The organism is Granulicella aggregans, from assembly GCF_014203275.1.
Taxonomy (GTDB): domain Bacteria; phylum Acidobacteriota; class Terriglobia; order Terriglobales; family Acidobacteriaceae; genus Edaphobacter.
This window is the reverse complement of the sequence record NZ_JACHIP010000001.1, coordinates 1,015,554-1,028,371: the sequence shown is the minus strand read 5'-3', so window position 1 is coordinate 1,028,371 and position 12,818 is coordinate 1,015,554. Positions and strand designations below refer to the sequence as shown.

Genomic DNA, 12,818 nt, shown 5'->3' with positions numbered 1-12,818 from the left:
TCCTGCCTCAAGCCTATATCGGGACGACCGCGGTCCGAGCGGTTACGTCGAAGACCGTCTCATCGACTGTGGTGAAGAAGACACGATGGAGCGATTTGATCGCCTCCTCAACATCTTCTTCATCGATCATGAAGCTCATGTTGATCTCGCTTGCTCCCTGGGAGATCATCCGCACATTCACATGGCTGACCGCGGAGAAGACGCGGCCCGCAATGCCGTTATGTCCGCGAATGTCCTCGCCCACCATGCAGATCAGGGCCTTGTTGCCCTCGAGCTTCACGTCGGCGATCTTCGATAGCTCCGCGCAGATCTCCGGCAGCCGCTGGTTCGAATCCACCGTCAGCGAGATGCTCACCTCGCTGGTCGAGACCATATCGATCGCGCACTGGTACTTGTCGAAGACATCGAAGACAGCCTTCAGGTATCCGTGCGACATCAGCATCCGGCTTGCCACCACATCGATGATGGTCAGGCGCTTCTTCGCCGCGATGCTCTTGAACGGGCTCGCGCAGGGCGGCGCCATCGCCGTAATTTTGGTGCCTTCGTTTTCTGCGTTGCGCGAGTTCAGCACCCAGACCGGAATGCTCTTCTGGACTGCAGGAAGGATGGTGGCTGGATGCAGCACCTTCGCTCCGAAATACGCAAGCTCGGCTGCTTCTTCAAAGCTGATCGTCTTTACTCGCAGAGCATCCGGGCAGATGCGCGGATCGGTCGTCATGATGCCGTTGACGTCCGTCCAGATCTCGATTGCGCCGGCATGAAGTCCGCCACCGACCAAGGCAGCCGTGTAGTCGCTACCGCCGCGTCCCAGCGTCGTCGTGATCCCTTGTTCGTTCGAGCCGATGAAGCCGCCCATCACGGGCGTCTTCCCGGCCTCCAGCAGAGGCAGGACAAGCTCCGCCAGCTTGGCTTCGATGGCGTCTTCCTGCGGAACTGCCTTGCCATAGGTGCTGTCGGTGATGATGCAGGTACGAGCGTCTACGTGAGCGCCGTTAAGTCCATGCTGATCGAAGGCCTCGGCAACGATGCGGCTCGATAGCCGCTCACCGAAGCTCACCACAAGGTCAGCCGTGCGTGGAGTGAGCTCGCCCACTGCCGCGATTCCGCGCAGCAGGTCGTCGAGCGCGTCGAACTCCGCCTCAATCGCTGGCCGCAGCTTCACAAAACGGTCGCCCTGCAGCAACTGCGCAGCCGTATCCAGGTGCCGCGTCCGCAGCCGCTCGCTGATGGCCAGCGCTCCAACGCGATCGCCGCGACCGGCAGCAGCACCGCTCGCGATCATAAGGTCGGTGACCTTCGCCATCGCCGAGACGACTACCGCTGCCTGCAGCCCGCGTTTGCGCCTACCTTCGACGATCGCCGCCGTACGCCGCATCGCAACCGCGTCCTCGACCGACGTGCCGCCGAACTTCATTACGACAACGTGTTCGCGAGCTGTACTCATGCGGTCACCGCCGCTGGCTTCACAGGTTTCAATTTACCGAGTCGCGCCAGCACCTCCGCGTTCAACACCGCCGCTCCCGCCGCTCCGCGAATCGTATTGTGCGACAGCACCACAAACTTCCAGTCGAGCAGTGGGCACTCGCGCAGACGTCCGACGGTCGCCGCCATGCCCGCGCCGCGCATACGGTCGAGCCGTGGCTGCGGCCGGTCTGGAGCGTCTTCGAATTGGACAGGATTCTCAGGCGCTGTCGGCAGATGCTGCCCATGTAGCGGATCGAACTCCGACCAAGCGGCAAGAATCTCCTCACGGGTAGCTTTCCTCTTGAACTTGATGCTCACACACTCGGTGTGGCCGTCTTCAACCGCCACGCGGTTGCAGTGCGCGCTTACCTTCGCGTCGAGCATCGCGACTTCATCGCCGCGCAGCGTGCCGAGGAGCTTCGCTACCTCTTCCTGCAGCTTCTCTTCTTCGTTCTTGATGAAGGGAATCACGTTGCCCATGATGTCGAGCGAAGGTACGCCCGGATATCCGGCTCCGCTTACCGCCTGCATCGTGCTCACGAAGATGCTCTCGATCCCGAACTTCGTCTCGAGCGGCTTTAGCGCCAGCACCAGCCCAATCGCAGAGCAGTTCGGATTGGTCACGATGTAGCCGCCCGAATCCTTACGCCAGCTCTGCTGCTCGATCATGTCGAGATGGTCGCCGTTTACCTCGGGCACTACGAGAGGAACATCCGCAGCCATCCGGAAGGCGCTCGAATTCGAGATCACCGCGCAACCTGCCGCGGCAAACTTCGGCTCCAGCTCCTTCGCGATGTCCGAATCAAGCGCCGCGAAGATGATGTGCGGCAGTTCTCCGGTTGCGCCTTGGGGCACATTCGGCTGCATCGTCATCGCAGCAATATGTTTAGGCAGGGGCGTGTCGAGCTTCCACTTGCAAGCCTCGCCATACGTCTTGCCCTGGCTGCGATCGCTCGCGGCGAGCCATGTGATGTTGAACCACGGATGATTGTGAAGCAGCTGGATGAATCTCTGGCCGACCATCCCGGTCGCGCCCAAAATACCGACATTCCTGCGTTCCATAATCCTTCAAGGATAACGCGGGCCACCGCCCCGCGCCATCCTCGTACCACCTAAGGATCACTGCAACGTCAACATTCCGTCCCGGCTTGAATCGGATGGAAGGCCACGCGGCGTTAGATGTCGTCCGTCCGCCGCCCGCGCCGCACGTAGGTTCGGCCGCCAGTTCCGCCCCAGACGCAGAGAGCCACAACGAGGTGAATCAGGAACCATAGCCCGATGCCTTCATCGCGATAGATCAGCACCAGGATCAGAACCCGGGGCAGAAGGAGCGCCATGATCGGCGAGATGATGTTGTCCAGATGAAATCGCACCAGGTCGCGGTCGAACCACGCAATGATCAGTGCCACGCGGGGAAGAAAGAGCGAGAAGACTAGGAACCACAGCGGGAGCGCATGAACAGCCAGCGATTGCAAGGTCAAACGGTCGGACATGAGCGGCGTGCCTTTCGAGCTACAAACTGCGGAGAACTATTCCATGCGATGGCCCCAGCTGCGAATTCGTTGTACCCAGCCTCTATTGTTCGGGTGCCCCATCCATCGCGCCTTTGTTCCACGCGATGGGTGGGAACGTAAACCCTCTCCTTGCTACTTCGCCGCAAACGTAAACTTGGCGTCCGCCGTGCCCAGCGCCTTTACCGTCACCTTCATCGTCTGTTCGCCCAGCTTCTCATGCACCGCCGCCAGCGTGTACTCTCCCGCTGGCAAGCCCTTCAGCGAGAACTTCCCGTCTGCATCGGTCACGGCATAGAACGGTGTCTCGCTCACGTTGATAAACGCATTCATCCACGGATGGTTGTTGCACCGGACCGGGATCATCGTCTCCACCTGGTTGAACTGCTTGGTCTGCGACTCCCCCTTGGGAGACTGAGAGATGTCGATCGAGGCGCTTCCCGGAGCCGTCGGCATGGTGTGGATGTTGTGCATGGTGATGTCAGAGTTGCGGAACTCCACGGACCCGCCCTTCATCAGACCGATTACATGCGGCGTATAGCGGCAGCCCTTCTGGTCCATTACCACGGCGGGGCCGCTCCCCGCAGGCATACTGAACGCCGCCGGAGGCCCAGACTTAACATAGATAAAGACGTTCGCCAGATCGCCGTTATGCACCGCATACTGCTCCGACATGTTGTTGTCCCCGCCGGCACTCATTCCGCACGCTGGGTCCATCGTCATATCGATTTTTACCGGCGCAGGAGCCTTGCCCGTGAACTTCACCGTGCCATCAATCGACCCAATCTCTCCCGCAGACAAAGGTGTAGCTGCCGGCACCTGCGCCATTGTGGGCTGCTTCGCCGATCCCTCATCAGTAGGCTTCGCCTTACATCCCGCAACACCCAACGCCACGACAACCGCCGCTACAAAGATCCCGTGCTGCTTCATCCGCATGCTTTCCTACTCCCTGAACCCTATCCCCTACACCCTTGCTTCTAAAGCGCTGCTACAACCGCGTCCGCAAACGCTTTCGTCCCGCTCGTTCCGCCGACATCCTTGGTCAGCGTCTTGCCTTCCGTATAGACGGCTTCGAGCGCCTTCTGTACCAGGTCCGCCGTCTCGGCCTCGTCGATATGGCGAAGCATCAGGATTGCAGATTGCAGAAGCGCCGTCGGGTTCGCCATGTCTTTGCCCGCAATGTCCGGGGCGGAGCCGTGCACCGCTTCGAAGATCGCGCAATCGAGCCCGAGGTTCGCTCCGGGGACCAGCCCCAGGCCGCCGACAAACGCCGAGCAAAGATCGGAGAGAATATCACCGTACAGGTTCTCCGTAAGAATCACGTCGTACTGATACGGATTCATCACCAGCTGCATGCAGGTGTTGTCGACAATATGTTCGGCGTATGTCACTTCCGGGAAACCGGCTGCGACCTTCCGGGCGCAATCGAGAAACAGCCCGTCGGTCACCTTCATGATGTTCGCCTTGTGGATGGCGTGGATCTTCTTGCGGCCAAACTTCCGCGCATACTCGAATGCAAATTTCGAAATCCGCGTCGATCCCTTTTCGGTGATGATCTTCAACGACTGCGCCACTCCTGGCACAATCATCAACTCAAGCCCGGCGTACAAATCCTCCGTGTTCTCGCGGACGATGATCAGGTCCACGCCCGGATAGTTCGTCTTCAGCCCCGGCAGATTCTTGATTGGCCGGAAGTTCGAATACAGGTCAAACTTCTTACGCAGCGTCACGTTGATCGAAGCGAACCCGCCGCCGATCGGGGTAGTCACCGGTCCTTTCAGCGCGACCTTATTTTGCTCGATCGACTCGTACAGCGCTTTCGGGATGTACTCACCCGTCTTCGCGAACGCATCGGCCCCGGCGTCATATGTGTGCCAGTCGAAGCTCACGCCGGTAGCCGCGCCGGCCGTCTCCAGAATCTTCACCACCGCGCCCGAAACCTCCGGCCCAATGCCATCGCCCGGGATCAACGTAATCTTGTGCGTCCGCTTCGCTTCTGTCGTCATGCTCAATCTCTCCTCAACCCTTGTCATCCTTCGCTGAAAGCGGAGGACCTGCTTCTTTATGTTCCTACTTCCGCTTCCGCGAGTCCCCACCCAGCAACTCTTCTAACTCCGCCTTGAACTCACGCACGTCCTTGAAATCTCTATAGACGCTGGCAAACCTTATATAAGCCACCGTATCGATCTCCTTCAACTGGGCCATAATCAGTTCGCCCACCTCGCTCGTAGACCTCTCGCGCTCCGGCGAATCGACTACAAACGCCTCGGTCGAATCGACGATCTGCTCCAGCTTGATCGCCGCCACCGGCCGTTTCTCGCACGCGTGCAGCAGACCGCTCAGGACCTTCTGGCGGTCAAACTTCTCCCGCCGACCGTCCTTCTTCACCACCATGTAGGGAATTTCGTCGATGCGTTCGTACGTCGTGAAACGCTTGTTGCACCCTTCACACTCACGGCGCCGACGGATGGAGTCCGCCTCTTTACTCTCGCGTGAGTCCACAACCCGGTCTTGCGCAAATCCACAGTAAGGACATCTCATAGCCAAAGCCGATTCTAGCAGTGCGGCTCAACCAAGCTGTTCGAACGCGCCTATCCGAGTCTCTGAGACTGTCAACCGCTCAAGCCGGGCATCAAGCTCCGCATATTCAGCGGCGAACTGGTGCCTGAAGCGCTTGTAGCTCACTTCACCCTCCCATCGGTCGATGGTCAGGAACTTATTCGCGGACTGATCTGAGCGCAAAAGAACCGTCCCGAGGTACCCCTCGGCACGTTTGAACAGCTCCACCCAGCTGCCTTGCGGGCCATACGCCGCCTGGAACTCCTCGAGCGACTCTTCGCGGACAATGAACTCCCACACAATCTGCATGGCGCACCCGGAAGATTAGCTTACATCGCTCCCCGACGCCGCTCCACTTTCATCTGCAACTTTCTTCAGACTCACCCGGTCCACCTGCGCGAGCACCAACCCCGTTGGCAGGATGCTCAACGAGAGAACCGCCAGCAGCACCGCTCCACATGCCGTCGCCGACTCTACCGGAACTCCGTAGAAGGTCCTCATCGCCGCCGCAGTCACCGCAATCTGCGTAAACCAGCCGACGATCGGCAACTGCAGCAGAGAGCCGCCGATGCTTGCTCCCATCAACAACATCGTCTGCGAATAGCTGATATGGGCCAGCCCCGGCGTATCCACAAAGCCGTGAAGAACTTCGACGTACGTCAGTCCGATGCCGCCCCACATTACCAGAGAGATCACGGTCACTACTGCAAACTCACCGAACGAAGACAGCGCATTCAGCCCATTGCGAAACTCGAGGATCTTGTTGCTGAGGCTTTCCGCCGCGCCCTTCGAAACGTGCCCGAGCACGCCCCGCGCAAATGCCGCAACGGCCCCGCCAGCCACTCGCACGACCAGCGCGAAGACGGCCAGCACCAGAGTCCCTGCCAGGCTGAACAGCCCCGTCCGAACGAAGACCTCATGGTGCGGCATGTCCTTCGGAGTGAACGCAAGCGCCGCCGAAAAGATCATCGCCGCCGATCCAAGGTCGAACATTCGTTCGATCGTGTAAACCGCAATCTGGGAGCTCAGCGAGAGCTCGACCTTCTTCGCAATCAGGTAGGGCCGGGTCAGGTCAGCCAGCCGCCCAAAAAGTCCCACCGCTGTGAAACCGATAAACTGCGACGCAACGGTCGTGAACAGCCCAATATGCTTTGTGGGCCTGACGAGAACCGCCCAACGCGCGGCCCGCATCCAGTACGTCGAATAGACGAGTGCCACTCCCGCTGCAATCGGCTTCCAATCCACATGCTTCAACTGCGACCAGAAGGCCGCCCAATCGAAGTGGATCCTTCCCCGGAAGATCAGCACCACTAGCACCAGCACAATCAGTGCCGCAAACCACGAGATCCCGCTGCGATTCTTCATTGCATCCCCAGGCTCAATCAGCCGTCAATCTCTGCATTGGCTCTTGTCGTTGAAGGGCTATTGGTCCTGTTGAAGTCCCGCCACCTGGTTCGCGGCCGTCCGAGCGGCCAGCTTTCGCCGATTGAACTCGCCAATCACGCGCGCCACATAAGCTCGAGTCTCGCGATACGGCGGAACTCCGTGGTACTTGTCCACCGCTCCCGGTCCCGCGTTGTAGGCGGCCAGCGCCAACGTTGCGTCGTCGTGATACCGCACCAGCAGTTGGTCCAGATACGCCGTTCCTCCGGCGATATTCTGCTCCGGACGAAACGCATCGTTCACGCCCATCGCACTCGCGGTTCCCGGCATCAATTGCATCAACCCACGTGCGCCCGTACGCGAAACCGCATACGTCTTACCTCCGCTCTCCGCCTTTACCACTGCGGCCAGCAGGTCTTCATCGATATTGTGCTGGGTCCCGGCGCTTGCCAACAAGGTATGCATCTCGGCCTTGGTCGGCTCGGCTGAAGCTTTGCTAGCCCGCTTCACTCCAGCGCTGCTGATCGGGGAGACCACAAACACTGGATCGGGAATCATCTCCACCCGTAACACAGCGTCCGGAGAGACATCGATATAGCTGGAGTCGGCGGCAGCAACGGCAGCCGAGGTCGGCATCAGGAACAGTCTCAAACGACCGTCTTCGAGGACCTCGCGCCGAGCGCAATCCATTTCGAAGCCATTTCGCAGAGTCAGATGTTCCGCCGCCCTGGCAACGCTCGGCAGGGGACTCGCCGCCAGCAGTGCGGTCAACCCCATCTTTTTTACGGAGAACTTCACGCTCACAGGCTACCACTCAGGGCGCGCGCATCGTACTCATCTTCCGCTCTCTGCAACGAAAGTACCTCGTCGATGGCATCAGCCACTCCGTCTTCCAGGTGATGCGCGCCGATCGTCCATCCTCGCGCTCGCGCCATCTCCTTCAGGTCTTCGGGAGCGTTGCCCATCAGCACCGGCCAACCCGCAATCTCCAGCATCGAGAGATCGTTCCAGTTGTCGCCGATCGCCATCATCTCGTTCGCTTCGATGCCCAGCGAGGCGGCCAGCCGTAGCAGGGCCACACCCTTCGAACACCCCGCAGGCAGAATGTCCAGCAGGCTAAGGTCGCGCTCCGGATACTCCGTCCGGCTCAGCGCGACCTCTGCGTCTTCCAACAACTCCGGCGCCGATACACCAGCCGAAAATACCCCTGGATGTTCCAGCAGGCGAGCCTCCGCCCGCCGCATCCGCTCAATAGTCCCGCAGACCATCATCTGGATCGGAGCATTCCCTGCGGCATTCGCACGCAGCAGCGCATCCTCAATCGGCACCGATTGTTCGATATACGGAGAGTTCGCCTCCATCCATTTGCCGATGCTTCCATGCAAGTCCGCAAGCTCTTCCACCACCAGCGATCCCCGCGCGTCCTCGCCATCCGGCTGCACCATGTCGAAGGTCACCACCAGCGCATTGCGAAACTCGGCCAGGTGCTCACACAGCCACAGCGAAGTCGGCAGCGTCAGAAACGTCCGATCAATCAGCCTCGCACCCACGGTCCGCGTCACCGCTCCATTCGAGCTGACTAACGCCTGCTCGCCATGCAGATTCAAGCTACGCAGCACCTTCATCGCATACGAGTGCCGCCGCCCGGTCGCGATCACCACATGAATACCGGCCTCGTTCGCGGCCTGCAAAGCGGCCTTGTTCCGCGCGCTCACCTTGCCCTCGGCACCCAGCAGCGTGCCGTCTACATCGATCGCGATCATTCGCGGTAACTTTTGCTCACTCACCTCTAAATTGTCTCACTTGAAAGGAATACATATCCATAACGGACGCATAATCATGCATTTACCGGATGTTAACTCGACATTCACACATATCCGGGCCACTCTAGAAGCAGGCTTCACAAAGGCTGACTTATGTTTCACAAAAATGTTGCAAACTCCGTTCGGAGTCAATTCTCTTCACCACTAGGTCCACAACCGTCTTCTGAGGTAGCCCAAATCACCGGCCCGCGTCTGGTCCTGCTCCCCGCAGGCGGCGACGGAACCCCGCAGAAGACCTCCTCCGCGCTCATCGACTTCATCGCCATCTCCTCGCATCGCTGCTCGGCGTTCTTTGCCGAGGCAGCTGTGCTCGTCCTAGTGCTGGCCCTGCTCGACAGGTTCATGCTCAAGGGGCGTATGGAGATCGACTGGGTTCTCAGCGCCTTCACCATCAGCCTCATCCTTCTCTCCGCCAGCATAGCGACCGAGTTCACGGCCCGCCGCTGGCTCAAAGCTCATTAGCAGTTGCTCTGAAGTGTTGTCTTAGCGGTCTTCCGGACCGCTGCCCCGTCGCGCCCCAAAAACCCACTATTTCGCCTCCGCCGAGCCAGTTGATTGCTCGAAGGACAATGCACGGTCTAGCGACCAGTCCCAGGACGATTCCCGTTGATGTTGCGCGGCACGATATTTTTACAATTCGACCGCGCCATGAATGCCATCTTGCGTTCTAATCATCTACAACGAAATCAAGGAGAAGATATGCAACTTGCAATGGTAGGGCTTGGACGAATGGGCGCGAACATGGTCAAACGTCTCGCGAAGAACGGCCACGAGTGCGTTGTGTTTGATAGAAGTGCTGCGACTGTCGCGGATCTCGCGAAGGAAAATGGCGTCACCGGTGCCTCGTCCATGGAGGACCTGATCGGCAAGCTGGCCAAGCCACGCGCCATCTGGCTGATGATTCCTGCAGGCGTGGTCGAGCAGACCGTCGAAGCGATCGCTCCGCACCTTGAACCCGGCGACATCCTCATCGACGGTGGAAACTCCTATTACATCGACGATATCGCTCGCGCGAAGATGCTCGCCGAGAAGGGCATCGAGTATGTCGACGTTGGAACCAGCGGCGGCGTCTGGGGCCTCGAGCGCGGCTACTGCATGATGATCGGCGGCAGCAAAGCGATCGTCGAGCACCTCGATCCCATCTTCAAGACCATCGCCCCCGGCCCGGGCAGCATCGACCGCACTCCCGGTCGCCCGACCGGCATCGGCACCGCCGAAGACGGCTATCTCTACTGCGGCCCCAATGGCGCGGGTCACTTCACCAAGATGGTGCATAACGGCATCGAGTACGGCATGATGGCCGCTTATGCGGAGGGCCTCGCCGTGCTGAAGGCCGCAAACATCGGCAAGCATGTCGCCGAAATCGACGCCGAGACGACGCCCCTGCGCGATCCGGAGCACTATCAGTACGAGTTCGACCTGCCCGAGATCACCGAAGTCTGGCGTCGCGGCAGCGTCATCGCTTCGTGGCTACTCGATCTCACCGCCACGGCTCTCATCGATGACCCGCAGATGTCGAAGTTCGGCGGCCGCGTCTCCGACTCCGGCGAAGGCCGCTGGACGATCAAGGCCGCAATCGACGAAGGCGTACCCACCCCTGTCCTCACCGCATCTCTCTACGAGCGCTTCAGCTCGAGGGGCAACTCCTTGTTCGCGGATAAGCTGCTCTCGGCGATGCGTTTCCAGTTCGGCGGACACCACGAAGTACCCGAAAAGAAGTAGCAAGCTCGATGATTGTGTTTGAGCTTTGAAAAGGATGACGGCTCCCTCAGTTTTTGAGGGAGCCGTTACTCCTTGAGAGCCCAGGACAGTTAGCAGCGCCTCCGCCGAGTAGGTAGCATAGAGAGATGCCCCAGATCGCCTTCCTCGAGTGCTCCCGCTGCCATCACCATCTTCCAGCCGACACCCCGCAGACCCTCTGTCCCCTTTGCGCTGGCTCGCTCTACGTCCGGTACGACATGGACGCCCTCAGGCGCTCCGCCCAGCGTGAAGATCCCGCCGCTCGCGCGGTGGCGTCTTCCACCTCGCTCGGCATGTGGCGCTACGCCAGCGTTCTGCCTGACGTCACCCCGGTCACCCTCGGCGAAGGCTGGACGCCCATGCTGCAGAGCAAGCGCTATCCCGGCCTCTTCATCAAGGAAGAAGGCGCGAACCCCACTGGCACCTTCAAGGCCCGCGGCCTCTCGCTCGCCGTCACCATGGCGAAGCACTACGGTCTCAAGCACCTTGCTGTCCCTTCTGCGGGCAACGCCGCCGGAGCCCTTGCTGCCTACGCCGCTGCTGCTGACATCGCCGCCCACATCTATATGCCTCAGGACGTTCCCTTCGCCAACTACCTCGAAGGCGTCGTCTACGGAGCCGATGTCCACATGGTCGACGGCCTCATCTCCGATTGCGCACGTTTAGTCGGCGAACAGATCAAGTCGCAGCGCGAAGCGAACACCCCCGCCGAAGAGACCTGGTTTGACATCTCCACGCTCAAAGAACCCTTCCGCGTCGAAGGCAAGAAGACCATGGGCTACGAACTCGTCGAGCAGCTCCAATGGACCTATCCTGACGCTGTCTTCTATCCCACTGGCGGCGGTGTCGGCCTGATCGGCATGTGGAAGGCCTTCGAAGAGATGGAAGCCATCGGCTGGATCGCTCCCGGTTCTAAACGCCCGAAGATGTACGCCCTGCAAGCTTCCGGCTGCGCTCCCGTAGCCCGCGCCTTCGACGAAGGCAAGCCCGCCAGCGAGTTCTTCCAGAACGCTGCGACCTTCGCCGCCGGCCTCCGTGTACCCAAGCCCTACGGAGACAGCATCATTCTCGACATCGTCCGCGCCTCAGGTGGCAAGGCCCTCGCCGTCGATGATGAAACAATTCTGGCAAGCATCCTCGACTATGCGAAGAACGAAGGCATCTTCCTCTCGCCTGAAGGCGCGGCGGCCACCGCTGCCTACGACCAGCTCCTGGCCACCGGCGAACTCACTCCCACCGACCGCGTCGTCCTGTTCAACACCGGTGCTGGCCTCAAGTACACGGACATGACCGCCGAGGCCATGCACCTCCGCCGCCCCGGCTCGTTGCCGAAGAGCCTTCCTGTAGGAGGCATCATCACCCCACAATAGATCAAGCACCTCATAGAAAAGGAGAGCAGAGGGAAAACAATGTTTGTCGCGATAACTTTAATAATTGCTGGTTGCGCCGTACTAGCAGTTGCTACGTTTGGAAAGAATTTCTCCGTTGGAGACGCTGACGCTATGACGTCATGGGATAGGCCACGCTCCAGATGGTCAAGGCGACCGGTGTCTCTAATTGCCGGACTGATGCTTCTCGGCATCGGCATCAAGTCATTGATTTCCAATTAGGCATACATGCAACAGTTACCCGAACCCCTCTTCCTAAACTTCGTCCTCACCGCGCTCCAAACCACCCACGCGCGCCTTGCCATCACCTCAGGCGAAGCGACACGCTATCCTGCCGCAGTCGCTCCTTTTGCCGCGATCGCAACCCCCACTACGAAAGCTCTCAGCCACCTTCGCGAACTCCTCACGCCTGACGAATACGTCTGGGCAACAGCTCTCGGTGAAGCCGACCCCGCCGCCGCGCAACTCAAAGTCGAGACCTCCATCGACGTCCTCCAGATGATCCTGCCGCCCGAGGTGGAATTGCCACCACCCTACCCCGGCATCCTCCCACTCGACTGTTCGCGCGCCGCCGAGATGGTCGCGCTAACCGATATTGCCTTCCCCGGCTTCTTCCGCCGCCGGACCTGCGAGATGGGCTCCTACTTCGGGATCCACTCCGGCGAAACGAACGAACTCATCGCCATGGGTGGCGAGCGTCTGGTCTTCCCCGGCTACTCCGAGATGAGCGGCCTCTGCACCCATCCTGACCATCGCGGCCAAGGCTATGCTGCTCATCTCCTGTGGCATCTTGCCAGGCTTCACCGCGCGCAAGGCATCGTCTCCTGGCTGCACGTCACCGCAACGAATGCCACCGCCGTCAATCTCTACCTCAAGCTCGGGTTCCAGACTGTCCGCAGCATCAAGCTCCACAAGCTAGTCGTCGTCTAGTTCAGGTCCATCTATCGTCG

At 60.0% G+C, this 12,818-nt stretch carries 14 protein-coding genes; 4 read left to right on the top strand and 10 right to left on the bottom strand.

All coding sequences use genetic code 11. From position 1 onward, the window contains the following. Positions 1-13: 13 nt before the first annotated feature. The 10 genes from lysC to HDF16_RS04360 all read right to left on the bottom strand — a co-directional run bounded on the left by lysC (position 14) and on the right by HDF16_RS04360 (position 8,680). Positions 14-1,444, bottom strand: a complete 1,431-nt coding sequence (gene lysC, locus HDF16_RS04405; protein WP_184213886.1) for a lysine-sensitive aspartokinase 3 — start codon at positions 1,442-1,444, stop codon at positions 14-16. Next, positions 1,441-2,526 carry an aspartate-semialdehyde dehydrogenase gene (gene asd / locus HDF16_RS04400; protein WP_184213885.1) on the bottom strand — a complete coding sequence of 362 codons (1,086 nt, stop codon included), beginning with the start codon at positions 2,524-2,526 and terminating at the stop codon, positions 1,441-1,443. Before asd ends, lysC begins: the two co-directional genes overlap by 4 nt. A gap of 113 nt (positions 2,527-2,639) precedes the next feature. Continuing rightward, positions 2,640-2,957 carry a hypothetical protein gene (locus HDF16_RS04395; RefSeq protein ID WP_246408641.1) on the bottom strand — a complete coding sequence of 106 codons (318 nt, stop codon included), beginning with the start codon at positions 2,955-2,957 and terminating at the stop codon, positions 2,640-2,642. A 153-nt stretch (positions 2,958-3,110) separates the two neighbouring features. Next, positions 3,111-3,905, bottom strand: a complete 795-nt coding sequence (locus HDF16_RS04390) for a beta-sandwich domain-containing protein (RefSeq protein WP_184213884.1) — start codon at positions 3,903-3,905, stop codon at positions 3,111-3,113. Positions 3,906-3,952: 47 nt separating this feature from the next. Next, entirely contained in the window at positions 3,953-4,981 is a 1,029-nt protein-coding gene (locus tag HDF16_RS04385) for an isocitrate/isopropylmalate dehydrogenase family protein (protein ID WP_184213883.1), read from the bottom strand. 64 nt (positions 4,982-5,045) lie between these two features. After that, the gene (gene nrdR, locus HDF16_RS04380; protein WP_184213882.1) at positions 5,046-5,516 is read right to left on the bottom strand and encodes a transcriptional regulator NrdR; all 471 of its coding nucleotides are present in this window, start codon (positions 5,514-5,516) and stop codon (positions 5,046-5,048) included. 27 nt (positions 5,517-5,543) lie between these two features. Then, a complete protein-coding gene (locus HDF16_RS04375; RefSeq protein ID WP_184213881.1) occupies positions 5,544-5,843 on the bottom strand; it encodes an antibiotic biosynthesis monooxygenase family protein in 300 nt (99 codons plus the stop codon). Between the two features lie 15 nt (positions 5,844-5,858). Beyond that, positions 5,859-6,899: a lysylphosphatidylglycerol synthase transmembrane domain-containing protein gene (locus HDF16_RS04370; RefSeq protein ID WP_184213880.1), complete on the bottom strand. Its 1,041-nt coding sequence runs from the start codon at positions 6,897-6,899 to the stop codon at positions 5,859-5,861. Between the two features lie 57 nt (positions 6,900-6,956). Further along, entirely contained in the window at positions 6,957-7,721 is a 765-nt protein-coding gene (locus HDF16_RS04365; protein WP_348641238.1) for a lytic transglycosylase domain-containing protein, read from the bottom strand. After that, a complete protein-coding gene (locus HDF16_RS04360) occupies positions 7,718-8,680 on the bottom strand; it encodes a Cof-type HAD-IIB family hydrolase (RefSeq protein WP_184214295.1) in 963 nt (320 codons plus the stop codon). The genes HDF16_RS04365 and HDF16_RS04360 overlap by 4 nt, the downstream gene beginning before the upstream one ends. 153 nt (positions 8,681-8,833) lie before the next feature. On the opposite strand from HDF16_RS04360, the gene HDF16_RS04355 reads away from it, so the two are divergent. The 4 genes from HDF16_RS04355 to HDF16_RS04340 all read left to right on the top strand — a co-directional run bounded on the left by HDF16_RS04355 (position 8,834) and on the right by HDF16_RS04340 (position 12,798). Next, the gene (locus HDF16_RS04355; protein ID WP_184213879.1) at positions 8,834-9,202 is read left to right on the top strand and encodes a hypothetical protein; all 369 of its coding nucleotides are present in this window, start codon (positions 8,834-8,836) and stop codon (positions 9,200-9,202) included. A gap of 237 nt (positions 9,203-9,439) precedes the next feature. After that, positions 9,440-10,462 carry a phosphogluconate dehydrogenase (NAD(+)-dependent, decarboxylating) gene (gene gnd / locus HDF16_RS04350; protein ID WP_184213878.1) on the top strand — a complete coding sequence of 341 codons (1,023 nt, stop codon included), beginning with the start codon at positions 9,440-9,442 and terminating at the stop codon, positions 10,460-10,462. Positions 10,463-10,587: 125 nt separating this feature from the next. Beyond that, positions 10,588-11,850, top strand: a complete 1,263-nt coding sequence (locus HDF16_RS04345) for a threonine synthase (RefSeq protein ID WP_184213877.1) — start codon at positions 10,588-10,590, stop codon at positions 11,848-11,850. A gap of 246 nt (positions 11,851-12,096) precedes the next feature. Then, entirely contained in the window at positions 12,097-12,798 is a 702-nt protein-coding gene (locus tag HDF16_RS04340) for a GNAT family N-acetyltransferase (protein ID WP_184213876.1), read from the top strand. Positions 12,799-12,818 lie beyond the last annotated feature (20 nt).